General features: G+C 50.3%; 22 protein-coding genes. 17 read left to right on the forward strand and 5 right to left on the reverse strand.

The features are described 5' to 3' along the window. Positions 1–40: 40 nt before the first annotated feature. From ACO0LG_RS05110 to ACO0LG_RS05120, 3 genes are read right to left on the reverse strand one after another with little or no spacing between them, the layout of a single operon-like run. Positions 41–961, reverse strand: a complete 921-nt coding sequence (locus tag ACO0LG_RS05110; protein ID WP_423023971.1) for an ABC transporter permease — start codon at positions 959–961, stop codon at positions 41–43. 6 nt (positions 962–967) lie between these two features. Continuing rightward, positions 968–2,035 carry an ABC transporter permease gene (locus ACO0LG_RS05115; RefSeq protein ID WP_423023973.1) on the reverse strand — a complete coding sequence of 356 codons (1,068 nt, stop codon included), beginning with the start codon at positions 2,033–2,035 and terminating at the stop codon, positions 968–970. Continuing rightward, positions 2,028–3,644, reverse strand: a complete 1,617-nt coding sequence (locus ACO0LG_RS05120; protein WP_423023975.1) for an ABC transporter ATP-binding protein — start codon at positions 3,642–3,644, stop codon at positions 2,028–2,030. The genes ACO0LG_RS05115 and ACO0LG_RS05120 overlap by 8 nt, the downstream gene beginning before the upstream one ends. A 372-nt stretch (positions 3,645–4,016) precedes the next feature. Between ACO0LG_RS05120 and ACO0LG_RS05125 the strand changes: the two genes are divergently transcribed. From ACO0LG_RS05125 to ACO0LG_RS05190, 14 genes are all read left to right on the forward strand, one after another. Next, positions 4,017–4,844 carry an AraC family transcriptional regulator gene (locus ACO0LG_RS05125; protein ID WP_423023977.1) on the forward strand — a complete coding sequence of 276 codons (828 nt, stop codon included), beginning with the start codon at positions 4,017–4,019 and terminating at the stop codon, positions 4,842–4,844. A gap of 134 nt (positions 4,845–4,978) precedes the next feature. After that, positions 4,979–5,371, forward strand: a complete 393-nt coding sequence (locus ACO0LG_RS05130) for a hypothetical protein (protein WP_423023979.1) — start codon at positions 4,979–4,981, stop codon at positions 5,369–5,371. A gap of 45 nt (positions 5,372–5,416) precedes the next feature. Next, entirely contained in the window at positions 5,417–6,154 is a 738-nt protein-coding gene (locus ACO0LG_RS05135) for an AzlC family ABC transporter permease (protein ID WP_423023981.1), read from the forward strand. After that, a complete protein-coding gene (locus tag ACO0LG_RS05140; protein ID WP_423023983.1) occupies positions 6,151–6,471 on the forward strand; it encodes an AzlD domain-containing protein in 321 nt (106 codons plus the stop codon). The genes ACO0LG_RS05135 and ACO0LG_RS05140 overlap by 4 nt, the downstream gene beginning before the upstream one ends. 38 nt (positions 6,472–6,509) lie before the next feature. Continuing rightward, positions 6,510–7,688: a serine hydrolase domain-containing protein gene (locus ACO0LG_RS05145; RefSeq protein WP_423023985.1), complete on the forward strand. Its 1,179-nt coding sequence runs from the start codon at positions 6,510–6,512 to the stop codon at positions 7,686–7,688. A 15-nt stretch (positions 7,689–7,703) separates the two neighbouring features. Next, complete coding sequence (locus ACO0LG_RS05150; RefSeq protein WP_423023987.1) at positions 7,704–9,119, forward strand: metallophosphoesterase family protein; 1,416 nt, start codon at positions 7,704–7,706, stop codon at positions 9,117–9,119. 292 nt (positions 9,120–9,411) lie between these two features. Beyond that, positions 9,412–11,628 (forward strand): TonB-dependent receptor, encoded by a 2,217-nt coding sequence (locus ACO0LG_RS05155; RefSeq protein ID WP_423023989.1) that lies wholly within the window; start codon positions 9,412–9,414, stop codon positions 11,626–11,628. 341 nt (positions 11,629–11,969) lie between these two features. Continuing rightward, positions 11,970–13,163, forward strand: coding sequence for a hypothetical protein (locus ACO0LG_RS05160; RefSeq protein ID WP_423023991.1), 1,194 nt, complete (start codon positions 11,970–11,972; stop codon positions 13,161–13,163). A gap of 11 nt (positions 13,164–13,174) precedes the next feature. Further along, entirely contained in the window at positions 13,175–13,588 is a 414-nt protein-coding gene (locus tag ACO0LG_RS05165; protein WP_423023993.1) for a hypothetical protein, read from the forward strand. Positions 13,589–13,805: 217 nt separating this feature from the next. Continuing rightward, positions 13,806–15,521 carry a methyl-accepting chemotaxis protein gene (locus ACO0LG_RS05170; RefSeq protein WP_423023995.1) on the forward strand — a complete coding sequence of 572 codons (1,716 nt, stop codon included), beginning with the start codon at positions 13,806–13,808 and terminating at the stop codon, positions 15,519–15,521. A gap of 69 nt (positions 15,522–15,590) precedes the next feature. After that, positions 15,591–17,342 carry a methyl-accepting chemotaxis protein gene (locus ACO0LG_RS05175; RefSeq protein WP_423023997.1) on the forward strand — a complete coding sequence of 584 codons (1,752 nt, stop codon included), beginning with the start codon at positions 15,591–15,593 and terminating at the stop codon, positions 17,340–17,342. Positions 17,343–17,430: 88 nt separating this feature from the next. Next, a complete protein-coding gene (locus ACO0LG_RS05180) occupies positions 17,431–17,961 on the forward strand; it encodes a polyprenyl synthetase family protein (RefSeq protein WP_423023999.1) in 531 nt (176 codons plus the stop codon). Positions 17,962–18,121: 160 nt separating this feature from the next. Next, positions 18,122–19,645 carry an AAA family ATPase gene (locus ACO0LG_RS05185; protein WP_423024001.1) on the forward strand — a complete coding sequence of 508 codons (1,524 nt, stop codon included), beginning with the start codon at positions 18,122–18,124 and terminating at the stop codon, positions 19,643–19,645. Between the two features lie 33 nt (positions 19,646–19,678). Beyond that, positions 19,679–20,737 (forward strand): hypothetical protein, encoded by a 1,059-nt coding sequence (locus ACO0LG_RS05190; protein WP_423024003.1) that lies wholly within the window; start codon positions 19,679–19,681, stop codon positions 20,735–20,737. A 589-nt stretch (positions 20,738–21,326) separates the two neighbouring features. On the opposite strand, the gene ACO0LG_RS05195 is transcribed toward ACO0LG_RS05190, so the two are convergent. Next, entirely contained in the window at positions 21,327–21,566 is a 240-nt protein-coding gene (locus tag ACO0LG_RS05195; RefSeq protein WP_423024422.1) for a hypothetical protein, read from the reverse strand. A 552-nt stretch (positions 21,567–22,118) separates the two neighbouring features. On the opposite strand from ACO0LG_RS05195, the gene ACO0LG_RS05200 reads away from it, so the two are divergent. From ACO0LG_RS05200 to ACO0LG_RS05210, 3 genes are all read left to right on the forward strand, one after another. After that, complete coding sequence (locus ACO0LG_RS05200; protein ID WP_423024005.1) at positions 22,119–22,673, forward strand: lipocalin family protein; 555 nt, start codon at positions 22,119–22,121, stop codon at positions 22,671–22,673. Between the two features lie 63 nt (positions 22,674–22,736). Continuing rightward, positions 22,737–24,290, forward strand: coding sequence for an FAD-binding domain-containing protein (locus ACO0LG_RS05205; protein ID WP_423024007.1), 1,554 nt, complete (start codon positions 22,737–22,739; stop codon positions 24,288–24,290). A gap of 46 nt (positions 24,291–24,336) precedes the next feature. After that, the gene (locus tag ACO0LG_RS05210) at positions 24,337–25,680 is read left to right on the forward strand and encodes a DASH family cryptochrome (RefSeq protein ID WP_423024009.1); all 1,344 of its coding nucleotides are present in this window, start codon (positions 24,337–24,339) and stop codon (positions 25,678–25,680) included. A gap of 107 nt (positions 25,681–25,787) precedes the next feature. On the opposite strand, the gene ACO0LG_RS05215 is transcribed toward ACO0LG_RS05210, so the two are convergent. Continuing rightward, positions 25,788–26,927, reverse strand: a complete 1,140-nt coding sequence (locus ACO0LG_RS05215) for an ABC transporter substrate-binding protein (protein WP_423024011.1) — start codon at positions 26,925–26,927, stop codon at positions 25,788–25,790. Between the last annotated feature and the right edge of the window lie 45 nt (positions 26,928–26,972).

Here is a 26,972-nt window from a genome sequence, read left to right on the forward strand (position 1 = left end):
AATCAAAAAAACGCACAGCAAATGACATCTCTATCAATACTTAAGCAGACCCCGGGCGGAAAGGCTTGCCCAGAGAGGCTGGCATGTTCAGGCGTATCCAGTCAGGGTTACGCGAGATCAGCACCAGCACGATAATCGTTGCCAGGTAGGGCAGCATGGATAAAATTTCCGATGGAATGGCGATGCCTATCGCCTGGAAATGGAATTGCAAAATCGTCACGCTGCCAAACAATAAAGCACCCAGCAAGACCCGTGCCGGACGCCAGGTGGCAAAAGTCGTCAGCGCCAGTGCGATCCAGCCGCGACCAGCGACCAGGCCTTCCACCCACATCGGCGTATACACGACTGACAGGTAAGCACCGGCGATACCGCAGCAGGCTCCGCTGAACAGCAACGCCAGATAACGTATCTTGCGCACAGGGTAACCCAATGCATGGGCAGATTCTGGTGATTCACCAACCGCCTTCAAAACCAGGCCGGCGCGGCTGCGTTGCAGAAACCAAATGATGCCCGCACACAGTAAAAGACCAAAATACACGGCCAGATGCTGATCAAAAAAGGCTTTGCCGAGGAAGGGTATGTCCGATAAAAAGGCGACCCCATGTGGCCCGGCAGGCAGCGACTGGCCGACAAAAGACTGCCCTATGAAGGCCGACAGGCCTGTGCCAAAGATGGATAAGGCCAGGCCAGTTGCCACCTGGTTCGTTGCCAGCACCAGTGCCAGCCAAGCAAACAGGGTTGCCATCAACATGCCGGCAACAGCGCCTGCGACAAAACCCAGCCATGGTAGATGGGTCTGGTGGGCCACGGCAAAACCGGTGATGGCAGCCACCAGCATCATGCCCTCGGCACCAAGATTGAGCACGCCTGCACGTTCATTGATCAGCAAACCCAAAGCGGCGATCAGTAAGGGTGTGCCAGAGTTGATGGAGGCGGCGATCAGGGCAGCAAAATTTTCCATGATTGTTTATTTCTGCCAGCGCAGGCGGTAATTGATCAGGGTGTCGCAAGCCAGCAGCAAGAACAGCAGCATGCCCTGGAACAGGCCAGTGATGGCAGAAGGCAGGCCCAGGCGTGATTGCGCCATCTCACCACCGAGGTAAAACAACGACAGCACCAGGCCACCAAAGATGGTGCCTATGGGATTCAGACGGCCTATGAAGGCCACGATGATCGCAGCAAAACCATAACCAGGCGAGATGGAAGGCAAGACCTGGCCGATGGGACCGGCCACTTCAAACGCACCCGCCATGCCAGCGAAACCACCGGATATCAGCAAGGAAGTCCACAAGGCGCGGCGGCTGGAGAAACCCGCATAACGGGCTGCCAGCGGTGCCAGACCACCTACCGTCAAGCGGTAACCAGCAAAGCTGCGATACACAAACACTGCCATCAAACCATTGGCCACCAGCATGACGATAAAACCTATGTGCAGGCGGCTGCCCGAGAAAAGGTGTGGCAACAGATAATCGCTGGAAAACACCTTGGATTGCGGAAAGTTCATGCCATGCGGGTCTTTCAGCGGACCATTAACCGCATACATCAGCAGCAATTGCGCGATATAGGTCAGCATCAGCGACACCAAAATTTCATTGGCATTGAAACGGTCTCGCAGCAAGGCAGTGATGGATGCCCACAAGGCGCCACCAACTACACCCGCGCAAGTTGCCAGCAGCAAGACCATGCCGCCCGACAAACCTGGCGTGCCGGTATCAAAAAACAAGATGGTGCTACCAGCGGCCAGGCCACCGGCGATCAACTGTCCTTCGGCCCCTATGTTCCAGACATTGGCACGGTAACAGACCGACAGCCCCAGCGCGCACAAGACCAGCGGCGTGGTTTTCAATAATAATTCTGCGATGGCAGTCTTGCTGCGTATCGGCTCTATCAAAAACACCTGTAAGCCAGTCAAAGGGTTTTTGCCCAGTGCCATGAATAACAGGGCACCCAAAAAGATCGTCAGCAGCAAAGCCAGCACAGGAGAAAGGTAGGCCATGCTACGCGAACTGGCGGCACGCAATTCCAGCTTAAGCATGCTCACCCCGCTCGTTGCTGTATGGTTTCTTTTTGCGGCTGCCACCGCCACCGGTTTTACCGAGGGACACAGTTTCTGCCGTTGTCCACTCTTCCCACAAACCACTCATCCACAATCCTATCTTTTCCCTGGTCGCGCTAGCAGTTGCTATCGATGGCGACAAACGCCCCTTGGCAATCACATGCATGCGGTCACATAATTCAAACAATTCATCGAGCTCTTCCGAAATCACCAGCACCGCGCAACCCGCCTGCTTGAGCTTGCGTATCTCATCATGGATTTGCGCTGCCGCACCCACATCAACGCCCCAGGTTGGCTGGGCGACGATGAAGACATCAGGCTGACGGGTAATCTCACGACCCACAATAAACTTTTGCAGATTGCCACCCGACAGGCTGCGCGCCAGCGCCCCAGGCCCACCTGCCTTGACGCGAAAGCGGGCGATGATGTCTGCTGCCGCCTGTATCGTATGACGAAAATTGATCATGCCCTTGTTGACGAAGGGCGCATGCTGGTGTGACAACAGCATATTGGCAGTCAGGCTCATTTCAGGTACTGCCCCCCGGCCCAGGCGCTCTTCCGGCACCAGGCTCTGGCCCAGCTTGCGCCTGCTTTCAGGGCCACGATTGCCTACTGGCTTACCTTTGAGTTGTATCATCTGCGGCGATGCACGCCTGTCTTCGCCCGACAAGGCAGCGAGCAACTCTTGCTGGCCATTGCCGGATACACCGGCGATGCCAACAATTTCACCACCGAATAATTCCAGTTGTATGTCTTCGAGTGCCGTGGCAAAAGCATGTGCCTTGGGCAGGCTCAATTGCCTGATGCGCAAACGCGATTCACCCAGGGTGACGGGTTCGGCATGGGCAGATGGAGGTAAGTCTTCGCCTATCATCATGCGCGACAGACTGGCAGCAGTTTCCTGCGCCGGATCGCAATGCCCTGTGACTTTGCCTCCACGCATGACGGTGGCGCTGTGGCAAAGTTCACGGATTTCATCGAGCTTGTGGCTGATATACAGGATGCTGCAACCCTCAGCGGCAATCTTGCGCAGGGTGACAAACAGTTTTTGTACGGCTTGTGGCGTCAGTACCGAGGTTGGTTCATCAAGGATCAGCAATTGCGGTTTGGTCAGCAGAGCGCGCACGATTTCTACACGCTGCCTTTCACCGACTGACAAGGTATGCACATGGCGATGTGGTTCCAGCTCCAGTCCATAGTTTTCACCGGTCTTGGCGATTTGCTCGGCCAACTCCAGCATATTCACATGCTGGTCCAGACCGAGGGCAATGTTCTCTGTGACGGTCAGGGTATCAAATAGAGAAAAATGCTGGAACACCATGGCGATGCCCAGCTTGCGCGCATCTTGCGGTGTCGCTACTTTGATTTCCTGTCCATTCCAGCGCACCGTGCCTGAATCAGGCTTGACGGCACCAAAGATGATTTTCATCAGCGTCGATTTGCCTGCACCATTTTCACCGAGTACCGCATGAATTTCACCAGGTGCCACCTGTAGCCTGACACTATCATTGGCGACGACTGCCGGATAGCGTTTACAGATGTCGGTCAGTTCCAGCCTGGGCACTGTGGGTGAAGCAGCAGAAGTCACTTTGACCTTTCCATCAGGTGGTTGAGATTCAAGAGTAGGGAGTAAGTCCTTGGCTGCACATCACGATAGCGACATGCTGGACATTTGCCCACCATTATAAGTGGCTGCCCAGCGCAAATTCAAAATCTATTTGTCATTTGCTGCAAGATGAAATTTGTTTGCCCCACATGAAACTAGAAGAAATCATTTAAATTTTTCATGTCACTGTTTTACGTTGTTTTCCAGCATCAGAAAAAATACACACGAGCCTGCATACAAAATTTTGTCGATGAATTGTTTTCAGGCAAATGTATTGTGGCGCTGAATGTAGGATTATTTGACTACGTATAGAATAGCCCTTAATAATCAAACCTTTACAGCATTTCTTTGCGTATGGAAAAACCAGCCACCTTCCGTGACGACGCCCATTTCTGGCGCAGCCCGCTACTGCCGGATGCTGAGTTGCTGACGGCTGAATACTTCGCACAAGAGTTTGCTCCACACTGGCATGAGAGTTTTTCCATCCCCGTCATACAGTCTGGCGCACAAACCTACCGCTATCGCGGCAGCCGTTGCCTGGCCGCAGTTGGCTGCATCGCCGCCATCAATCCCGGCGAAGTGCATACAGGTGAAAGGGCAACCGAGCATGGCTGGGCTTACCGCGCCTTTTACCCATCGGTGGACTGGATGCAGCAACTCGCCAGCGACATGGCAGGCAGCGCGGTTGGGGTTCCCTGGTTACCGGATGGCGTAATCGAGGATGCCGAAGTGTCTGCCCAACTTGCCTTTGCACACCGTTTGCTGGAAGCAGGTAGCGATCCACTCGCCGCCGAAAATGCCCTGACCGCAGGCTTTGCCCTGATGCTATCACGCTACGCCCGCACCCGCCCCACTGTACAAGCTGTCTTACCTGATGCCGCCAGGGTAGAAATGATGAAATCCCGGCTTAGCGAAGACCTCAGCGCCGCGGTCAGCCTGACCGAACTGGCGCAAGAGGTAGGCCTATCCAGCTTTTACGCCGCTCGTTTGTTCTCCCGCACGACGGGTATGCCGCCGCATGCCTGGCGTAATCAACTGCGACTGAACCGCGCCCAGAGTTTATTGCGGCAGAATTTGTCGGTGACCGAGATTGCGACGATGACAGGGTTTGCGGACCAGAGTCATTTCACGCGGCATTTTAAGAAGGCGTTTGGGGTCGCGCCGGGGAGATGGCGGGTTTGAGTGGATTATCTTTAGATAAGCATTCTTGCAATCAAGTGAATATGGGTTGCATTGACGTTGTTGTTGATTTTCGCAGTTCCCATGTGTAGCCGCCGTTTGTGCGGTACAGAAAATGGATTAAGAAGAGCCGCTGTTTGAGCGAAGCGAGTTTCGGATCTTCCCATTTTTTGTATTGCACAAACGGGAACCCCTTTAGGGGCGGCTATGCCTGGGTCGCCTTCTTTTGCTTACTTTTCTTGGCGACAGCAAGAAAAGTAAGCAAAAGAAGGCGACCCCCGGCCTGCAATCTCAAAGGATGTGTGCAGGTATTTGAATTGCAGGAGCGTAAAACAAACTACGAATCTGAAGTTAATATAGTTCGCGATATGCAGCGAACGCCGCTGGATTCCAGCCAAAAGCACGCTGGAATGACGTTTTTGAGATTGCTGCTGGATGATTATGAATCTAGCTTCGTTTTAGATAGTCGAAATCTTATTTCAAATAACGCCCCCAAACCGCAAGAACGTACAAGCCCATTCCCCAATTAACAGGCAAGATCCCATTCAATCGCCATCCGCAATATGGAATCACCCATGCCCCCATCCACAAGAATGAAGCACTTCACCGCCGGTATCCGCGACACCGTCCCCATGCTGATAGGTGCAGCCCCTTTCGGCATGATCTTTGGCACCCTCGTCGCCACAGCACTAATGCATGCCTGGCAAGGCCAGTTGATGTCGCTGGCGGTGTTTGCCGGGTCCAGCCAGTTCATTGCGACTGGCCTCATCGCCAGCCACACGGGCATGCTGGTGATCTGGCTGGCGACTTTTATCGTTAATTTGCGGCATATGCTGTATGCGGCTGCCCTGATGCCGCATATACGTCATTTACCCAGGCGCTGGCGCTGGGGACTGGGATTTTTGCTGACGGATGAAACCTTTGCCGTGGTAGATCGCTATTACCGCCAGCATCCGCAAGATGCTTTGGGGCACTGGTATTTCCTGGGGTCGGGCTTGTCCATGTATGCCAACTGGCAAGTCTGGACGCTGATAGGCCTGATGTTTGGGGCGATATTCCCGCAGTTGCAGCGCCTGGGGCTGGACTTTGCCATGGTGGCAACTTTTATAGCGATCGTCGTGCCGCAATTGTTTAAACGCCCGCATTTGCTGGCGGCCATCGTTGCTGGCAGCACTGCCTATGTCTTGCAGCATTTGCCCTACAAGCTGGGTTTGCTGGTAGCGATTGCCTTTGGGGTCGCGACTGGCATGCTGATGTCGCGCTTCACCAGACAAGATAATAAGCCAGAACAAATCACCGTGGAGCAGGCATGAATATTACTTTGACCATATTCGGCATGGCGCTTATCACTTTTCTGGTGAAGGCCCTGATCTTCATCCTTGGTGACCGTGTGGCATTTTCCGGTCACCTCAAAAAGGCGCTGGAGTTTGTGCCTGTGACCGTGCTGACTGCCATCATAGTCCCCATGATCCTGTCGCCGCATGGCAAGGAGCTGGAATTGAGCTGGCGCAATCCACAACTGGTGGCAGCGACGGTGGCAGCCTTGTTGTGCGCGGTGACCAGACATCAACTGGCAACCATCATCGTCGGGCTGACGGTGTTCTTTAGCTGGCAGTATATGTTGAGTTGAGGGTAGGATATACCCTTTGTAGCTTCAATATCCGGCAAATGACTTACGATTTCAGCCCAATCAACGCGGCGATGCAAAAATATGTGGACAGGCAAATCCTGTCCGGTGTCTCGACTGCGGTGCTGGTCGGGCGCGAACTGGTGCACCAGCACTGCACAGGCTGGGCCGACCGCGAAAGCCAGACAGCAATGCGCGATGACAACTTGTTCCGCGTGTTTTCGAATACCAAGCTGATCACCTCAGTAGCGATGCTGCTGTTGATGGAAGATGGCAAGCTGGAACTAGACCAACCTGCAGAAGAATTCCTGCCGCAACTGGCGCATCTGCAAGTGCTTAAACCCGGGGCGATCCGCATCGACGATACCGAGCCAGCCCGCAGCAAGATCACCATCAGGCATTTGCTTTGCCATACTGCCGGTCTCAGTTATGGTCTGCTCGATCATGGCACGGTGATGTACAAGGCCTACAATGAAAAGCGGGTCATGAATGCCTTCACTACGTTGGCCGACATGATGGATGTGCTGGCAGAATTGCCGCTGAGCTTTCATCCTGGTGAGGCCTGGGAATATTCTATAGCCACCGATGTGTTGGCGCGCCTCGTTGAAGTGGTCAGTGGCATGAGCTTTGACCGCTTCCTGCAATTGCGCATACTCAATCCCCTGGCCATGCATGACACCAGCTTTGTCGTGCCTGAACATAAGCTAGCCAGGCTGGCGTCTTACTATGCCGGTACTGACCCGCAAAATATCTTGCAGCGTGGCTTGCGCAAGCTTGACAAATCACCTTACCCCGGCGCATTCACGACGCCAGTGGCACGCCTGTCTGGCGGCGGTGGACTGGTATCAAGCATGCAGGATATGCTTTCACTGATGCGCAGTTTCATGCCCGATGGCGATACCTTGCTGAGGCCAGAAACGATCAAATTGATGATGCAAAACCACTTGCCTGCTGGTACAGGCATTGCTTTTCCTGGCGTTGGTGATGTACCTGGCAAGGGCTTTGGCCTCGGTGGTGCGGTAACATTAAAACCCTCATCGATAGACCCTCCAGCTTCCGTTGGCGAATTTGAATGGGGTGGTATTGCTGGCACGCATTGGTGGATATCACCACGCCACAATATCGCCGGGGTATTGATGACACAAAGATTGATGAGCTTCTGGCATCCGTTCTCTTTTGACTTCAAGAGACTGGCCTACGAAGCATTGGGATTGAAATAAAGGATGGAGAACAATATGCACACACACAGCTTGCCAGGACGACGACTGCTCGCTATCGCTGCCATCAGCAGCTTGCTGGCGGCCTGTAGCAGCCTGCCTACGCAACACGATGCAAAAATACAGGCTGCCTGGGTGGTGCTTGGGGAAAATGGCCAGGCCATAGCCCGCGCTGTGACGACAGACAATATCTGTCCTGCACTGGTGCAGGATGGCAATCTGGTCGCGATGAACCACAGGGCTGCGGCAAATACCCTGCCTTTGCGCAAGACCGCCAGCAAACCGGAAAACAGCAAGCCTTCCGATTTTCCTGTGCTGACTTGTGAAGCACCCTTGCAGCCTACGACCAAGACCGCCAGCGTCGGCGGACGGGATTTACCGATACCAAAACCTGTGGCACAAAAAATCATCGTCATTGGTGATACCGGTTGCCGGTTGAAAGTGGCAGACAATTACTTCCAGTCCTGCAATGACAGCGAAAAATGGGCTTTCCGTGAAATGGTGGAAACCGCAGCGCGCTTCAAGCCTGATCTGGTTGTGCATGTTGGTGATTACCATTACCGCGAAAATGCCTGCCCGGAAGGGAATAAGGAATGTGCAGGCAGCCCCTGGGGTTATGGCTGGGATACCTGGCAGGCAGATTTCTTCACGCCTGCACAGGCTTTGCTGAAGGCTGCACCGTGGGTGGTCGTGCGCGGCAATCATGAAACCTGCGTACGTGCAGGCCAGGGCTGGTGGCGTCTGATGGACCCGCGCCCGTTGAAAAGAGGGCGTGACTGTGTCGATGAATCAAATGACATGCGTGGCGACTATAGCGATCCTTATGCCGTACCGCTGGGGCGCATAGGCAGCGAGCAGGCGCAACTGATCATCTTTGATTCAGCCAAAGTGCCGATCAAACCACTCGCAAAAACCGATGCTGCCTATTCTTTGTATAGGGAGCAGTTCAAGACCGTCAACAAGCTGGCAGAAAATGCCGACTTCAATATCTTCATCGACCATCACCCTGTGCTGGCCTTTGCTGCTGAACGTAAAAAAGACGGGCCGCTGAATATCTTCCCTGGCAATCTCGCCATGCAAGACATCATGCAAACCCTGAATACCACGCGCCTGTTCCCTTCCAAAGTGCAGGCGACCTTGTCCGGTCATGTGCATCTGTTTGAAGCGCTGACTTTCAGCACTGATCATCCTGTGCAATTTGTCTCAGGCAATGGCGGCTCTTCGCTTGACACGCCGCTGCCTGTGCCACTGGCAGTAAATTCCACGCCGTATACTGAGGCAAAACTGGATTACTTCAGCAATTCGAATGAAGTCGGCTTCATGACCATGGAGCGTGAACAACAAAGCTGGAAAGTCCAGGCCTGGAACAAGCAAGGCAAGCTGATCACGGAATGCCGCATGCAGGGCAATAAGACCGAGTGCAGCAACAAGTGAAATCTGCCTTATCCGCTTTGTGTAATTCCACCCCAGTCCCGGTCTCAAATTCAGGATTAAGATTGGGGTGTAATTAAGAAGGAAATATTTTCATACATCTGTCGCAGCGCAAGACGATACAACGATCAGCCATGCATGAGCGACGATTCGCAGCGAGTTGAAGATTTTTTACCTTTTCACAGCACGTCCTGTTGTTACGTCACGAAACGGTCATCCAGCTTACACCGTCCTGTCACATGCACTTCCTACACTTGCGGGTTTTCTACCCACCAAGCTCATTGGAAGGCAAATGATGACACGCAAGCAAGTTCAATTTTCCATGCATATCATGACGGCGCAGGTGTTGCTCGCCATCACATGCATGACACAACAGCACGCCAGGGCACAGACTGTTACCACTCCTGAAACGGTACAGGAGTCCCCGTCCGCGCTGGATGCGGATGCCATCAAATCGCGTGTTGTCATCAGTGGCGCTTCGATAGGTAACCGGGCACCGGTACAAACTTCCCTGAAGGCGACCCAGCCCCAGTCCGTGATCACGGCTACCTTCATAGAACAGTCAGTGACACCACTGGCAGATTTTAATGCCGTGGCACGCATCGCCCCCAGCGTTGGTGCCGGTGTCTCACCGAATGGGCCAGGTCTGGCTGAAACCAAGGTGACACTACGTGGTTTTCAAGATGGTGAATATAACATCACTTATGATGGTATCCCTTTTGGCGATACCAATAATCCTACCCATCACTCGACTTCGTATTTCCCGGCACGCATCATAGGTGGCATGGTCATAGAACGTGGTCCTGGCAATGCCAGCAATCTGGGGCAGGCGACATTTGGCGGTTCCGTCAATCTGTTTTCCAAAGAATTGTCGCAGGATTTTCATTTCTCACCCTATGCCACATTTGGTTCATGGAATACCAGAATGACTGGCGTGCAAATCGACAGTGGCACCAGTTCGTATTTTGGCGATACCCGTTTCATGTTCAATGGCTCTCGCCTGACGACAGATGGCTACCTGACTTATAGCGGTGTGACTGAAGACAATTACCAGTTCAAACTGCAACGCAGTCTGGGCAAGGAGACCACGCTGACCGTGTTTTCGACCTTCAACAAGATCACCAGCTATGCAGCCGACAAAGGTGGCGTGACCTTGAACCAGGTAGCGCAGTTCGGCAAGAACTATGCGCTCAATAATGATCCTAAAAGTCAGAATTTCTATGGCTACAACTTCAACAACAAAAATACGGATTTTGATTACATACGCCTACAGTCAAAACTGGCAGGCTGGGGGATAGAAAATACCCTTTACACTTACTCCTATACCAACGATACCTACTCCGGCCAGGACGCCAGTGGCGCGACCGCGAATGGCACCAAGGCTGGCGTAACAGGCAATCTGAATGTTCCCGGTTATAACAAGCTCAATGCCTACCGTGTGAATGGCGATATCCTGAAGGTAAGCAATCAATTTGATGCTGGTTTGCTGCGTCTTGGCATCTGGATGGAAAATGCCAGCACCAACCGCCATACCTATGACTTTGACTGGACCCTGGGTGTTGCCAATCCGAAAGAATCGACTGCCCCCAAGAATGTCGCTTATGAGCAGGGTTCGAACTGGAGGCAATACCAGCCCTTCGTCGAATTTGAATGGGCCGCCATGCCAGACCTGACGATTACACCGGGCTTGAAGTATGTCAGCTTCCAGCGCTCACTTGATGCCAAGGTCAACCAGACCACCCGCATCCCGACCGTTACAGAACAAACCTATACAACAACCTTGCCTTTCCTGACCGCCAATTACAGCATCAACAAGGAATGGTCTGCTTACACGCAAATCGCCCGCGGCTTCCTGGTGCCTGATTTGTCCATGTTCTATGTCAACACGCCCAGCCTGAGCGCACCAAAGCCGCAGACATCGACCAATTATCAGCTGGGTATGGTTCATCAATCCAGAGATTTGACCCTGGATGCCGATGTGTATTACATCGACTTCAATAACAAAATTGCTTCTACTGGCACTGGCAACGACGTGGTGTATTACAACCAGGGTGGTGTCATCTACAAGGGGATAGAAGCTGCGGCGACTTACTATCTCGGTAGTGGTTTCTCAGTGCATGCGAATGCTTCCCTGAATAGTGCCAAGACAAAAGAGACAGGCTTGCAGGTTGCCAAGGCACCAGAATCCACCTCTGCTTTGGGTTTGCTGTACAAGGCCAATGGCTTGCATGCTTCATTGATCGCAAAAACCACGGGCCAACAATATGCAAAAGATGGCGAACCAGCAGCCTACAAAATAGCTGCTTATACAACGACAGATTTCACTATCGGTTATCGCTACAAGACAGATGGGCTGATGCTGAAAAATGTGAAGGCGCAGTTTGGCATCAATAATCTGTTCGACAAACAGGAGGCAACTTCGATTTCTGTGAACAGCAAGGGCACAGCATTTGATCAATATACTTTTGTACCATCCCGCAGTTGGAATTTTTCAGTGACAGCTGATTTTTAAACAAATTTGCATGCACTGATTTGGTGATGGCAGGCCGTTTTGGCCTGCCATTTTTGCTTTTTAAGCATGCGTATTGTCGGCATTTCGCCACGGAAAGTGCAAGAAATGGTGAAATGACTTTTTGTAAGTCTGAGCATCACCTAATTTGAAAAGGCGGGCCTTTTGTTTATGTTTCCGTCAAGCATCTCCTAGTAGGCATCAAAAAATCGCATATCAGATTACTATTTTTTGCCAAACGTTGAGTTGTCGTTATGCAATTGTTTTGTGGATTTCCCTGAGGAAATAGTCTAAATCTGTCTGTTCAATAAAACTTACAATGAAGAAACTTTCAAGGAGATAGCATGCAATTGAAGCCTTTTATTACTCTATTAGCGATGACATCCGCAGTATCAGCCGCCTGGGCTGAGGATACGTCCAACATCACCATCAGCGGATTTGGCACTGCCGCACTGACACGCAGCAATACTTCTGACGCAGAATTTGCCCGCCCAAATCAATTGGCTGGCGTCACCAGCGGCGCAAAAACTGGCGTGGATTCCAATCTTGGTTTGCAAGTCACCGCAAAAATGAATGACTGGCTGTCTTTTACAGGGCAGGGTCTGGTGCGTAAAAACGTCACGGACAATTTTGGTGCAGAACTGGCCTGGGCTTTTGCCAAAGCCAAGGTATCTGACAACCTGAACATACGCGTGGGCCGCGTTGGTTTGCCTGTGTACATGATTTCTGACTACCGCAATGTTGGCTATGCCAACACCATGTTGCGCCCTCCGGTAGAAATGTATACCCAGGTCACGCTGGAAAGCCTGGACGGTGCCGATGTACTCTACCAGACCAATCTTGGTGATACCGCCGTGACTGCGCAATTTGCCTATGGCGTCACTGACTCAGACAACCGCGGTGGATTCACAGCGAAATTCAAGAAAGTATCCAGCGTCAACATCGTCGCTGAAAACGGTCCTTTCACTTTGCGTTTTGGCCGTGTCGATGCAAATGTCACTGTCGATAATTCCACTAACCTCAATACCCTGGTTTCTGGTTTGACGAAGTTTGGTTTTGCCTCTGCTGCGAACGCCATCGCGGTGAACGACACCAAGGCTTCTTTCACTTCCGTCGGTCTCGGTGTGGATTGGAAGAGCATGGTAGTGCAGGCAGAATATGGCAAGCGTAAATCTGCCAGCCTGTCCATTGCAGACACCACCTCCTGGTACACCATGTTTGGTTACCGCATGGGCAGTTTCTTGCCGTATGTGGTCCATGCGTCCGCAACCCAGGACAGCCCACGTACAGTCGCTGGCCTGCCAACTGCTGGCCCGCTGCTGCCTTATACCCTGGGCGCAAACTCACTGGCGACTGCCTCACCAATACAAAGCAGCAACAGCATAGGTGTACGCTGGGACTTTCATAAATCTGCCGCTTTGAAGTTGCAGCTCGACAGGATGTCACCCGACAATGGCCCAGGCGTATTCATCAATGCCAAACCAGGTTTCAAAGGTCCAGTGACCGTGTTTGCAGCAGCAGTTGATTTTGTATTCTGATGGGAGGCGTGATGAATAAGCTATTGACACATTTATTGTTCGCCGCCACTGTCATGACTGGCACCGCAATGGTGCAAGCAGCCGAGCTGGTCGTGATCGTGAATACCGCCAACCCGGCAACGGCCATGACCGCTACCCAGGCTTCGCAATTCTTCCTGGGTAAATCACCGATGTTTACTCCTGTGGATTTGCCGGACAATTCACCGCTACGTGCCGAGTTCTACAAGAAAGTGGCTGACAAGGATTTGTCTGAAGTAAAGACAATCTGGTCCAAGTTGGTGTTCACCGGCAAAGGAACGGCACCAAAAGAATTGCACAGTAGTGCAGAGGTAAAAAAAGCCGTGGCTGCCAATCCTGCCGGGATAGGCTATATAGAAAAATCTGCGGTGGATGCCACGGTCAAGGTCGTGACTGTTCTGCCCTGACCAATCAGTCGGTTAATTGTCAAAAAGAAAGCTGCTGGTCAGCTTTCTTTTTTTTTTGCCACGCTTTTCACAGTTGCACCGCAAATTACTAACAAGAAATTTGCATTCTGCAACACTTACTTCTACAACTAGATATATAGTCATAATATCCCCCCACCTCTGTTCCAGGCTTCCTGACCTTCGCAATTTTGTTGTTCTTTTCCATAAAGGACTCACCATGAAATTGTTTTATGACTTGAGGATTTCTGCCAAGCTGTTCGTTGGCTTCATGCTGCTGCTGATACTTACCGTTTTTCTTGGCGGCTTTTCAGTCTTTCAATTGTCCCGGGTAAATGCCACTGCACTGGAATTGGGCACCAACTGGATGCCCAGCGTCAATGCAGCCATGGGCATCAAGGAAAGAATTTCACGCCTGCGCACCCAGGAAATGCAAATAGTGCTATCAGCAGGTGATGAGACCAATCTGAAGAAATACGAAAAGCGCTGGGCTGATTATGTTGCAGAACTCAAGAAGTATGAATCGGACTATGCAAAACTGATCAGCACAGAGTCAGAAAAAAAGTTCTTTGCCGAATATCTCGTCATATGGGAGCGCTATGCAGCCGAGACAAAAAAAATGACCGCTCAGGCCAACGCCGGCAATATGGAAGAAGCGCGCACGACCTTACGTGGCGATTCATCCAAACTGAATGCGGACATGTTGGCAATTATCGACAAAATAGTACAGGTGAATGCCGATGGCGGTACCGCCGAATACCACTCAGGTGAACAGATTTATGCGAACTCCAGGAATTTGATACTGGGCCTTATCGTAGCCACCATTGCCTTGGGAATGCTGCTGGCTTACTGGATAGCCAGAGTCGTGGCAGGCCCCCTGCAAGAAGCAGTCAAGGTCGCCAAGACCGTGGCTTCAGGTGACCTGACCAGTGATATCCAGGTCACGACAACGGATGAGACCGGCGAACTCCTGCAAGCCCTGAAAGAGATGAATGCCAGCCTGTTATCGGTGGTCAGCGAAGTGCGCACCGGTACCGACCTGATCGCAACAGCCTCAACAGAAATTGCCAATGGCAATATGGATTTGTCGGCCCGCACTGAAAGCCAGGCGGGTTCGCTGGAGGAAACAGCATCCTCCATGGAAGAGCTGACTTCTACCGTCAAGCATAATAGTGATAATGCTCGCCAGGCCAATCAGTTATCGCATTCAGCTTCTGCCGTGGCGCAAAAAGGTGGCACCGTGGTGTCTCAAGTGGTCGATACCATGGGTTCCATCAGTGCATCGTCCAAAAAGATTGTCGATATCATTGCCGTCATTGATGGCATTGCCTTTCAGACCAATATCCTGGCACTGAACGCAGCAGTAGAAGCGGCGCGGGCTGGCGAACAGGGGCGCGGCTTTGCCGTGGTCGCATCAGAAGTGCGCAACCTCGCACAGCGCTCTGCCAGTGCCGCCAAGGAAATCAAGACTCTCATCAATGATTCGGTCGAAAAAGTCGATCTGGGTACGCGCCTGGTCGATGAAGCAGGTATCACCATGAAAGAAGTGGTCGATAGCGTCAAACGTGTCAGCGACATCATCAGCGAGATCACGGCAGCCGGTGCCGAACAAAGCTCAGGTATAGACCAGATCAATACCGCCATTATACAAATGGACCAGGTTACCCAGCAGAACGCGGCGCTGGTGGAGGAAGCAGCGGCGGCAGCGGGTGCCCTGCAAGAGCAGGCAGCCAACCTGAGCCGTGTTGTTGCGGTGTTCAAACTCCACAATGTGCAGCCTGCTGCAGGTTTTCAAAGTCAGGCAGCCAGGCCCGCAGCCAGAATATCTCCACAAGCCGCTAAACCTGCTACGAGTACACGCAAACTGCCGCCTGCAAAAGCGGCAACAAAACAGCGTGAACCAGCCAAGACAGAGCAAGACTGGGAAGAATTCTGAGATATTGGACCCGGCCCGCATTAACGGCTTTTTTCCGACATATTGTCATCCCTTTTACCGGGAGTTGTGATGAAGACTTTTTATAACCTGAGAATCTCAGCCAAGCTGTTCGTGGGATTTGGCTTGCTGTTGCTGTTGACGATATTCCTCGGCGTGTTTTCCATTACCATGCTGGCCAAGGTGAACCAGAACGCCTATGAACTGGGCACCAACTGGATGCCCAGCGTGAATGCTGCAATGGGTATCAAGGAAAGGGTCTCCCGCATACGTTCACAGGAAGCACAACTGGTTTCAGCTGAAAATGCCGAAGAGGTCGAAAAATACATAGGCCGCACGAAGGAAGCCATTACTGGCCTCAAGGAGAATGAGACCGATTATGCGCGCCTCATATCTGAGCCTGACGAAAAAAAACAGTTTGAAGAATATAGCAAGTCAATGACCGAGTATTTGCAAATCTCGGACAAGATGGCAGCATTGGCGAAAGAGGGTAACAGCAAGGACGCCATGGCCTTGATGCGTGGAGACTCTTCCAAGCTCAATACCAAAGTACGTGCTCTTGTCGATAAAATGGTCAAGACCAATGTCGAGGGCGGTGTTGATGCCTACAAGCGTGGTGCTGAATCTTACGAGTCTTCACGCACTCTGATTATCATCGTGCTTGTCAGCAGTATCGCGCTTGGCATGTTGCTTGCTGTTGCCATTGCCCGCATTGTTTCACGTCCACTGCAGGATGCCGTCAGGGTTGCTCAGACCGTTGCTGCCGGCGACCTGACCAGTCATATCGAGTCGCATACCAGTGACGAAACCGGCTTGCTATTGCAAGCTCTAAAAGAAATGAACCAGAGCCTGTTGAAAGTAGTCAGTGAGGTACGTCAGGGCACAGATGAAATTGCCGCAGCGACGAAAGAAATTGCAGAAGGTAATATGGACTTGTCCAACCGCACGGAAAACCAGGCCAGCTCACTTGAAGAAACAGCTTCTTCAATGGAAGAGATTACTTCTACCATCAAACACAATAGCGACAATGCACGCCAGGCCAATCAATTGTCCCACTCTGCTTCTGCGGTGGCACAAAAAGGGGGCGACGTGGTGTCGCAGGTCGTCGATACCATGGGCTCCATCAATGAATCCTCAAAAAAGATCGTCGATATTATTGCCGTCATCGACGGTATCGCCTTCCAGACCAATATCCTGGCCTTGAATGCAGCGGTTGAGGCTGCCCGCGCCGGTGAACAGGGACGCGGCTTTGCCGTGGTGGCCTCAGAAGTGCGCAACCTTGCGCAGCGCTCGGCCAGTGCTGCCAAGGAGATCAAGGAACTCATCAATGATTCTGTCGATAAAGTAGGGCAAGGTACCCGCCTGGTCGATCAGGCTGGTGAAACCATGAAAGAAGTCGTGGATAGTGTAAAGCGCGTCAGCGACATCATCAGTGAAATTACGGCTGCTGGCACTGAACAAAGTGCTGGCATAGAGCAGATCAATGTTGCCGTTACCCAGATGGATGAAATGACCCAGCAAAATGCCGCCCTGGTAGAACAGGCCGCAGCCGCCGCAGGGGCCTTGCAAGACCAGGCCGAGAACCTGAGCCGCATAGTCAGTGTCTTTAAACTTGACCAGAACCACGTCATTACGCCCAAGCCAGCTTCAAAACCGGTCGCAGTCGCCAGCGTTTCTGAAAAACCGCTGGTACGCAGGCTGTCCAAACCCGCAGCTAAGCCTGAAGTTAAGCCTGTCACTAAGCCTGCCGCCAAAACCACAAAACCAGCAGCCCCCAGAAAAGAACCCGTGGCCACAGCGACCGATGACTGGGAAGAGTTTTAACCCTTCAATAAAAATTCCTCAGCAAACTTGAACTGAACCCAAAATTGAAGCACCAGATTTTGGAGTTCAGTTTGTAGTCATAGAATCCATGATCGCCGCCGAATCCGACCAGCTATCAGGCCGCAGCAACCTGCAAGCCTGCGAACAAGATTACCTGTACATTATCGATGGCAAAACCGCCGGCCTGTTCGCCTGCTCCTGCCGCGCCGGTGCCACCGTAGGCGGTTGCAACGTCGCCACAGTCACCGCCACCGCCAATTTCGGCCGCCACATGGGCCTGGCCTTCCAGCTCATCGACGACATCATCGACCTCGCCCCTGATACCAATGACACAGGCAAAACCCGCTACACCAACCTCAGCACCGGCCTGCTGACCTACCCCTTGCTACTGGCCCGACAGCGCGACTCGCAAGGTTTTGATGTGCTGGCAGCGAATGGTTTTGCTGACGCTGTAGAGGTCAGCGCATGGCTAGTCGCCAATAAGGCGCTGGAGGATACGCGGGCTGAGGCTGCGAGGCAGATCGCAATTGGAGTACAGGCTTTGCCGCCCGTGCGACACTCTGCGGCGAAGGCGACTTTGATTGAGTTGGCGCGGGCTTTTAGTGAGCGGTTGCGATAAAGGAGCGCCAAAATGATGACATGCGATATTATTACCATTAACGCAATTAATGCAACGATAATGTAATCAATGGTTAAATTTTTAATGAATGTAAATTTATTAAGTACACTTAACTATCCGACTCAATTCAATTAATCAGCATTATCTATTTTTTAAAAAAATGAGTTCAAATCTAGAATATATACAAATAGAAAATTTGCGATCTCTGCAAATGAATGCATCCGTAGAAATGCTTCCAATTACTATTCTGGTTGGAAAAAACAGTGCCGGCAAAAGTACGTTTGCAAGGAGTTTTCCATTACTTAGGCAAAGTACCGAAGCAAAAAAACGAGGTCCAATTCTTTGGTTTGGGGATAGAGTGGACTTCGGATCGTTTGAAGAGGCAGTTTCACGATCGGAGAAGGAACCAAAAGAGATAACGATCTCTCTCGGCTTAACCATACACGAAGATAATCAAATAGGTGTAAATCGAGGTCGCAAAAGGTTAAGGCGCCTTATCAAAACACACACAGAAATCACAATTCAAAAACAAGGCACATCTAGTCACTCGTCTACAGTGAAAATAAATGCTTTTGGATACAATATTTCTCTTGAAATCAACGCGAATAACGTGATGTCGCGATTTAATGTTGACGACGTTAGTTGGCATGCTGATCCGAAAAAATTGGCTATCGCTCAGTATGGTGCCATATTGCCAAATTTTAGATTTTTCAAGTATATAGCCGAACATGAATTTTCAATTTACACCCCATTTATCGCAGAGATTGAAAAACTTTTAGTTGGGAAACGCATTGAACCGATCCGAGTGATGCTCGAAAACATTATCAAAAGTTCGCCTCTGTTGCCTATAGGTACATTGTCGGACTACGTCCTTAAAGACCATGGATTTATTTTTAAAGAAATGAATCCAGGAGTAATTAAATTCATAAAGAATAGGCTAATAAAAATCGAGCCCTTTCTGTTCGCATCAAAGATTAATTCTCTCATTGATTTTTTAAATAGCGGTATAAAAGATTATTATTCTGGCGTGAAGTATATTGAGCCTTTACGAGCTACAGCACTTAGATATTATAGAAAACAAGAACTCGCAATTGATGAAATTGACTCAAAAGGTGAAAATTTAGCAATGTTTATCGACAACCTTAGTCCAAGTTTACTAAGGAATTTCAATAATTGGACAAAAGAAAGATTTGGATTTGTCGCCAAAACAAAAAATGATGGCGGTCATGTTGCAATAGTAATTAATGAGAATAATTCTAAAGCACAGTCGAATCTTGCTGATATTGGATTTGGAGTTTCACAAATTTTGCCTGTGATTACTCAAATTTGGTACTCAACTGTAAAAGAAACGCAAACAGACAAAAAAACTACTAATTGCATTGTTATCGAGCAACCTGAACTACATTTGCATCCGTCTTTTCAAGCTAAGTTAGCTGACGTATTTGCTACAGCGATCATTGATACGAAAACTAATCCACCTAAATTTATTATTGAAACGCATAGCAATCACATAATAAATAGATTAGGACAGCTTATCAGTAAAGGAGAATTGAAAAGCTCATCTGTTCAAATATTGATATTTGACAAAAATGAAGATTCAGTCACTGAAATAAGCCAAGCAAATTTTGACGAAGAAGGCTATTTAACGAATTGGCCTATAGGCTTTTTTGAGCCTGAGGCGTAGATGTTTATAGAATTCGATCCGTCCATAGTAAATATGGATCCTAACGATATAAAACAAAACGCAGGTATGGAAGCTTTATTGACTTGCTTCAGAAGGCGAAGTCATGTGCTTTTTTTTCGTATAAAAGATTTAGATGGGATTGTACCCAAATTGAAGCCAACGTTAAGCTTAAGCAGTCAGGCGACACTGAATGCACTTCGAAATAGGCTTTCAGAATATAGACTTCTATCTGACTTGGTAGCTAGAAAAATAGTTGTCTATATTGAGAACGAAATTCGTTTCGGAGTTCAGCGAATTGGAAATGACTGGCACATTCCCTTAAACTTTTTTGCGGATAATTCCATTATTGAAACTGCGGTAATTGGGGAAAATCCGTCTGACGTAATGCTCCTATTGAAATTTGCAGAATGTTATATTGAGAGAGAAAAAATCCATGGATTTTTCCCAAATGCTAGGGCAATATGCGGTGGTGGTTCAGTCATCGCTGCCTCACTTTCAAGCTATTTGAGAACCGAAAGTTCACCGTGTCTCTCTGTTACCGATAGTGATAAATTGCATCCAAAATTCAAGCAATCAATTGTCACCAAAAGATGTATTGAAATAGTAAACAAAGCAGCAAATAAAGTCGCAGAACATATATCTCTTGAAGAACGAGAAATTGAAAATCTAATTCCGCACGATCTAATAAAAAGAATCGAAAATGCGAACGTATTCATAAATCAGATTAATTCAATAGTAGTCGAAGATCCGGGACACTGGAAATACATTGACCTCAAGCAAGGATTAGCTCTGGATTGGGTTGCAAGACAAGATTCTGAAACAAAAAAATATTGGAAGAAAGCTGAAGCAGAATTAAATAGAAGAAAAAAGGGCTGTTGTTTATGCAAAAATGGGGAAGCAAAAGAAAAATTATGCGAATGTACAAAAATTTTAGGCATGGGCGATAACGTCTTAGCTAATGCTATTGACATCTTATCAAACAACCCACTAAAGTTAAATCTCAAGCTTATGCAAACAGATTTGCGTTGGGAGAAAATTGCAAAAGCCATTTTTGATTTTACGATTGCACCGAAAGGTGAAAAAGTTAGATAGGACTGATTTTTTCAAAAAATAGATATAATTTTCATCGTTTTTTTACGCAATATTGAATTATTCGATATCGAAATAATGGTAAGAATATGACTACATGAAGATCATAGGCGCATTTCATCTCATAATATTTGTTCTGAACTTATTTCTTTGGCTTTATTTTACGTCCCATCCGCCTTCCCATTCTCACCTGTATCCCCAGCATCACCCCCACCTTTTCTTCCAGTCCAAAATGGTAATTCGCTGTGCTATACAAAACACCCTGAATGAGAGGGATATCAATTTCAGATTCCATCGTGTCTTTTAATGCAGTGCAGAATTTTGTTGTCCAAACTTGGTTTTTTTCAGAGCCAGGAAGATGACGCGGCTTAGTAACAGGTAGCTGCGGAAACCCTAGGCCACAGGTTATAATGCCTCAAATGACTTTACGCCTGTTTGGTTTTTCCTCGCATCCCTGCGGCCAAGGGCGAAGCCCAGTTGGATATCATAGCCCGTTTTTTCGGCAGTGACGGCCCGCTTGCCGACCTTGCCGAATAGCCGCATAATGGGAAGTGCTGACGCATCACTGGATATCGACCAGCTATTCTTTCCATCACGGGAAACTCAAGTCCAATCCAAACATCTTGGCAAGGACGAGGGTGAATAGCCCCAGGCCCAGGAGCGATAGCACGAAGATTGCGGCCACCTTGCCGCTCGCGCGTAGCACTGCGTGCCCCTCCATTTCCTTCAGCTTCTTGCCTTGATCATAATGCCACTTGATGGCGAAGAACATGCCTATCGCGAGCACGAGAAGTTTGAATGTCACCAGGACTATAGGGATCCAATCCATCATTTTGAGCATTTTCAGGTTGTTATTGGCACTATCTATCGTGTGGAGAGCACTACCGTAAAACACCGCTCCAGCAACTTCGTTTTTTTCAACCATCCCCCCTCAGGCATCCAGCATAGTGATTTGCTGAATGCGGATGAGAAATGAGCAGGCGTCCACAACTGTCACGCAACAATGGTGTTGCTGTGCGCCCTGCTGCATACTACCTCAAAGCAGTTTTCCTACATGAGGACAAAATGTCTCAGTTGAAAAACATGCAATATGAAAATTTACCAATCTGGTTTCCGAGTTTGGATATTGGAGCGGCGCCATCACTGCACTGGCCTATAAATTCCAGAGTGGTGCCAGCCAGCACATGCAGTTGCATGAGACAGGGTAGATCATGACAGATGATAACTGGTCAATGCCTGAGCTTACCCAGTGCCTGTGAACGCCTTTCAAATTAGCTGTATATTGACATGTCCGGCAAGCGTCGTCGCCAGCATGCTGCGCTTCAGTTGTCGCCACACCGCCGTGACTGAGCTGCTCTTGTCATGAAATAATTTGGAGCATTTAATGAAGAAAAGAATCATCATCGCAGCACTGTTTGCATTAAGCCTGAACGCGAATGCTGCCGATACACCGCAAGCCGCTGCCAAGCCTGTTGTGACAATTGCCGCACTGGATGTGCCGCGCTACATGGGTACCTGGTATGAAATAGCAAAGTTTGAAAATCGATTCCAGAAGAAGTGCACGGGCTTTACCTCGGCTACATATTCAGCATTAGCGGACGACAAGGTACAGGTCACCAACCGTTGCCAGGGCAGTGGTGGCGAGATCATCGAGGTTATAGGCGAGGCCAGGCAGGTGGGCAACTCAAGCTCACCGAAGTTGAAAGTGCGCTTTGCGCCAGCGTTTTTGTCTTTTCTGCCTATGGTGTGGGGGGATTATTGGGTCATTGATCTGGACAAGGATTACCAATTGGTTGCCGTCAGCGAAGCCAAGCGCGAGTTCTTGTGGATATTGTCACGCACGAAAAAAGTTGATAAGGAAAAGTACGATGCCCTGGTCGCACGGCTGGTGGCTCAAGGCTTTGATGTAAGCAAGCTGGTGCCCACTAAACAAGAGTAGCAGGCTTGCCTGCCAGTTTTTGCGCATCCGGATAAAATAAGCGGGCGTTGATATAATGCCCGCATGACATATAGCATCGTTTGGTTCAAGCGCGATCTGCGTTTGCATGATCATCTTGCGCTACATACAGCCACCAGCAAAGGGCCGGTGCTGTGTTTGTACGTGGTTGAACCGTCCTTGTGGGCGCAGGCTGATGCGGCGAATCAGCATTACCAGTTCTTGCTCGAGAGCCTGCGTGATCTTTACACTGCTTTACGAAAAAATGGTGGTCAATTACATATACTGACGGGTGAAGTCACTGAAGTATTTGCGCACATTTTTAGCCATCAGCCATTCTCGGCTATTTATTCACACGAAGAAACTGGCAACAATGTCACTTACCAGCGCGATAAGGCGCTGGCGCGCTGGTGCCGCACGCAACAAGTAGAATGGCATGAGTTTGCCCAGTTTGGGGTGGTGCGACGATTGCAAAGCAGGGATGACTGGCAAGCCAGCTGGAATGCGCATAATGACTTGCCCAGTGTAGCGCTGCCGCCCTTCAGTGCCGCAAGTTTTGCACCTTTGACACCTGCAATTACATTCCCACGATTGCCGCCTTCAGTACAGGAGTTGCACCTGGACCCTTATGATCCACCTGAGCGTCAGCGTGGTGGAAGGCAGAATGGCTTGATGATACTGGATAGTTTTTTGCGTGAGCGCAGCTATCAGTACCGGGGCGGAATTTCATCGCCCTTGTCGGCACCCACGGCTTGTTCGCGCCTGTCGCCGTATCTGGCATTTGGCTGCCTTAGCTTGCGAGAAGTGGTGCACGCAACACGGCAACAACGCATAGAGTTGCCCGTCACGGCTGATCGTCAAAAAAAGGGACTGGACGCCTTTATCAGTCGCTTGTACTGGCATTGCCACTTTATTCAAAAACTGGAGAGCGAGCCTGAAATAGAATACCGCAATATGCATCGCGGTTATGACGGGCTGCGTGAGCAGGAATTCAATCAGGCGCATTTTGATGCACTCACTTCCGCCCGCACCGGCTGGCCGCTGGTAGATGCATGTGTGACCATGTTGCGACAAACAGGCTGGCTTAATTTTAGAATGCGCGCCATGCTGGTTTCTGTCGCAGCCTATCCTTTGTGGCTGGACTGGCGACCAGTCGGGCATTGGCTTGCGCGCCAGTTTTTAGATTATGAACCAGGCATACACTGGAGCCAGATGCAGATGCAATCAGGCACCACGGGGACGAATGTGCCGCGTATTTATAATCCGGTCAAACAAGCCAGCGATCATGATCCCCGCGGGCACTTCGTGCGCCGCTGGTTGCCTGTGATGCGGCGCGTGCCAGACACTTGGTTGTTTGAACCATGGCGCATGCCGCCAGATGTGCAGGCATCTTGTGGTGTCAAAGTTGGTGTCGATATTCCTGAGCCTATTGTGGATCTGGAACTGGCGACTCGCGTTGCGAAGACGCGGCTGTTTGATTTGCGCAAGCAAGCGCATATGCAGCCAGAGAATTTGATCATATTAGAAAAGCATGGGTCGCGTAGAAAGAGTTCCAGCACATCGCGCCAGCCTTCGCCACCTGACAAACCAGGTAGCACGCAGTTAGAACTGGATTGGTGAAATGGAAATAAAAAATGCAATGAACGGCAATTTACAAGGTCCCCATATGCAAGGCACCATTATCTATTGGTTTCGTAATGACCTGCGTCTCGAAGATAATCCCGCTTTAATTGCTGCATGCCAGAATGCGGAAAAGATTCTATTTGTCTATTGCCATTCGCCCTCAACTTTACATACATTGCGCTGGCAGTTGCCGCATCCTGGATTACATCGTCAGCGGTTTTTGGCATCTGCTTTAGCTGATTTGAGGCAGCAGTTGGTAACACGCGGGAACCAGCTATTAGAAGTCAACATGGGTGCGGCGGATTTTTTTCCGCTGCTAGCGGGTGAATTAGGTAGCCGCATTATTTACTGCGAAGAGATTGCTGCACCCTATGAGCAGGATGAGGTGATTGCATTAAACGCTGCCGGCTTAACTGTACACACCCGGTGGCAATCCACCTTGATTGACCCGGTAGATTTGCCGTTCATGCCAAATGCCCTGCCTGATGTATTTACGCAATTTCGTACCATCATAGAACGTGAAGGCGTGCAAGCACCTGCACCACTGCCGGGGGTACAGTCGTTGCCGCCATTGCCGGGCAACTACAGCCAGATTGCCAGTCAATGGGCGATTGATGCACTGTCTGATGAGGCGCGGATAAGCACTGACATAGAAGAAGCGCAGATGGATGAGCGCTCTTCGTTTCCCTACTTTTTGCCTGAGTTCTCTGGCGGTTCAACTGCCGCTTGCGCCCATGTCAAACGCTATCTCAATCGGAAATTGCCGCATACCTATAAGCAGACCCGCAATCAATTATCGGGCCTGGATTATTCGACCAAATTTTCTCCATGGCTAGCGTCTGGTGCGATATCAGCACGCCAGATTTTTAGTGCGCTGAAAAAATTTGAAGCTGAGCATGGTGCCAATGAAAGCAGTTACTGGATCTGGTTTGAATTATTGTGGCGTGATTATTTTTGCTTGTTGCATCTCAAATACGGTCGTCAGTTATATTTTGCAAAAGGGCTGTCCGATTTTCCTATTCCTACGCATAATGCGGAAAATTTTAGCGACTGGTGTCTTGCCCGGACGGGCGAGCCGTTTATTGATGCGGCAATGGCAGAGCTTGCTGCGACTGGCTATTTATCCAACCGCATGCGTCAGGTGGTCGCCAGTTATCTCATCCATGAACTGGCTTGCGACTGGCGAGCTGGTGCAGCATGGTTTGAAGCACAGCTCATTGATTATGATGTGTACAGTAATCAAGGTAACTGGTTGTATATCGCGGGGCGTGGCACAGACCCACGCAATGGCCGGCGCTTCAATATTCAAAAGCAAGTCCATGACCACGACCGCGACGGATCATATCGACGGCTATGGGGCAAACCTGGCAGCGCGACAAACGATTAATCAAGAATCAAAGAGGCAAGAACCGCAGCAGGCGGCTCTTGCTGATGGCAATAGATATTCACTTCAAGTATCTCGGGTGTCATGCAGATGGATTGCACCCATGTACCTCAAGGGCCAACCGCCTTCCAATTCCCGCCTTGTATCGTCAACATCACCCTCGCCTTTTCTTCCAGGCCAAAATGGTCATTTGCTGTGTAATGCAAGACACCTTGGGTGATGGGGATATCGATTTCAGATTCCATCGCATCTTTTAGAGCAGTGCGGAATTCTGGCGTGCCGGGTTTGCCTTTTTTCAGTGCAAGGGGAACCACGCGGTTCAATAGCAGGTAGGCGTCGTAGCCGTGGGCGGCAAACTGGTTTCTGCTGCCTTCGCCGTATTGTTTTTCATAGCGGCTGGTGAAATCGGTGGCCAGTTGTTTTGACGGGTGGTTATCTGGCAACAGCTCGGGCAGGATGGCGAGGCCGGCGACGACGAAGGCACCTTCTACGTCTTTGCCGCCCAGGCGTATCAAATCACGCGAAGCGGCACCGTGTGTCTGGTAGATTTTGCCTTTGTAGCCGCGCTCTATCAGTGCTTTATGGGGCATGGCTGCGCCGCTGCCAGATGCGCCGATGAGGATGGCATCTGGCTTGGCAGCGAGTAGCTTCAGGGTTTGTGCGGTGACGCTGGTATCAGGGCGGTTAAAACGCTCTGTGGCGACTGATTGCAAGCCGTCTTTGGTGGCAGCGGTAATGGCTTTGAACCAGGTTTCGCCATAGGCATCAGAATAACCAAGGTAGGCGTAAGTTTTGACGCCGGATTTTTTCATGTGGTCGGCCACGGCATGGGCCATGAGCGGGGTGGACTGGGCGACGCGGAAGGTCCAGGTGCCTTTGCCAGGTGCGACCTCAACTGGCGAGGTGGAAATTTGTGGCGTCTTGAGTTCAGACGCAACTTCTGCCAGGGCAACTGATGCTGGTGTGGCGGTGGAGCCGACGATGACATCGACCTTGTCGTCGGTGATGAGCCTGCGGGCGTTTTTGCTGGACTGGGTAGTATCGGATGCATCATCGAGGATGATGAGTTTTACTTTTTCGCCCCCTATGGTTTCTGGCCACAGGGCAATGCCGTTTTTGGTGGGGATGCCCAGGCCAGATGCCGGGCCAGTCAGAGGTAAGCTGACGCCTATGGTGATGTCGGCGTGGGCTGTGCCTGTGGCGGCGGCTATCAGCATCGCCAGTAGGGTGGGTTTGATGTTGAATTGCATTGCGGTCTCCTGAATTATTGTTGGTATTGCAGATGCGAGGTGTGG

This window comes from Undibacterium sp. Ji42W (assembly GCF_049340405.1).
Taxonomy (GTDB): Bacteria; Pseudomonadota; Gammaproteobacteria; order Burkholderiales; family Burkholderiaceae_D; genus Undibacterium.

Excerpts from the sequence above, each read along its gene's own strand:
- ACO0LG_RS05110 (WP_423023971.1), bottom strand. The coding sequence starts at position 961 with ATGGAAAATTTTGCTGCCCTGATCGCCGCCTCCATCAACTCTGGCACA.
- ACO0LG_RS05115 (WP_423023973.1), bottom strand. The coding sequence starts at position 2,035 with ATGCTTAAGCTGGAATTGCGTGCCGCCAGTTCGCGTAGCATGGCCTAC.
- ACO0LG_RS05125 (WP_423023977.1), top strand. The coding sequence starts at position 4,017 with ATGGAAAAACCAGCCACCTTCCGTGACGACGCCCATTTCTGGCGCAGC.
- ACO0LG_RS05135 (WP_423023981.1), top strand. The coding sequence starts at position 5,417 with ATGCCCCCATCCACAAGAATGAAGCACTTCACCGCCGGTATCCGCGAC.
- ACO0LG_RS05140 (WP_423023983.1), top strand. The coding sequence starts at position 6,151 with ATGAATATTACTTTGACCATATTCGGCATGGCGCTTATCACTTTTCTG.
- ACO0LG_RS05145 (WP_423023985.1), top strand. The coding sequence starts at position 6,510 with ATGACTTACGATTTCAGCCCAATCAACGCGGCGATGCAAAAATATGTG.
- ACO0LG_RS05150 (WP_423023987.1), top strand. The coding sequence starts at position 7,704 with ATGCACACACACAGCTTGCCAGGACGACGACTGCTCGCTATCGCTGCC.
- ACO0LG_RS05155 (WP_423023989.1), top strand. The coding sequence starts at position 9,412 with ATGACACGCAAGCAAGTTCAATTTTCCATGCATATCATGACGGCGCAG.
- ACO0LG_RS05160 (WP_423023991.1), top strand. The coding sequence starts at position 11,970 with ATGCAATTGAAGCCTTTTATTACTCTATTAGCGATGACATCCGCAGTA.
- ACO0LG_RS05165 (WP_423023993.1), top strand. The coding sequence starts at position 13,175 with ATGAATAAGCTATTGACACATTTATTGTTCGCCGCCACTGTCATGACT.
- ACO0LG_RS05170 (WP_423023995.1), top strand. The coding sequence starts at position 13,806 with ATGAAATTGTTTTATGACTTGAGGATTTCTGCCAAGCTGTTCGTTGGC.
- ACO0LG_RS05175 (WP_423023997.1), top strand. The coding sequence starts at position 15,591 with ATGAAGACTTTTTATAACCTGAGAATCTCAGCCAAGCTGTTCGTGGGA.
- ACO0LG_RS05180 (WP_423023999.1), top strand. The coding sequence starts at position 17,431 with ATGATCGCCGCCGAATCCGACCAGCTATCAGGCCGCAGCAACCTGCAA.
- ACO0LG_RS05185 (WP_423024001.1), top strand. The coding sequence starts at position 18,122 with ATGAGTTCAAATCTAGAATATATACAAATAGAAAATTTGCGATCTCTG.
- ACO0LG_RS05190 (WP_423024003.1), top strand. The coding sequence starts at position 19,679 with ATGGATCCTAACGATATAAAACAAAACGCAGGTATGGAAGCTTTATTG.
- ACO0LG_RS05195 (WP_423024422.1), bottom strand. The coding sequence starts at position 21,566 with ATGATGGATTGGATCCCTATAGTCCTGGTGACATTCAAACTTCTCGTG.
- ACO0LG_RS05200 (WP_423024005.1), top strand. The coding sequence starts at position 22,119 with ATGAAGAAAAGAATCATCATCGCAGCACTGTTTGCATTAAGCCTGAAC.
- ACO0LG_RS05205 (WP_423024007.1), top strand. The coding sequence starts at position 22,737 with ATGACATATAGCATCGTTTGGTTCAAGCGCGATCTGCGTTTGCATGAT.
- ACO0LG_RS05210 (WP_423024009.1), top strand. The coding sequence starts at position 24,337 with ATGCAAGGCACCATTATCTATTGGTTTCGTAATGACCTGCGTCTCGAA.
- ACO0LG_RS05215 (WP_423024011.1), bottom strand. The coding sequence starts at position 26,927 with ATGCAATTCAACATCAAACCCACCCTACTGGCGATGCTGATAGCCGCC.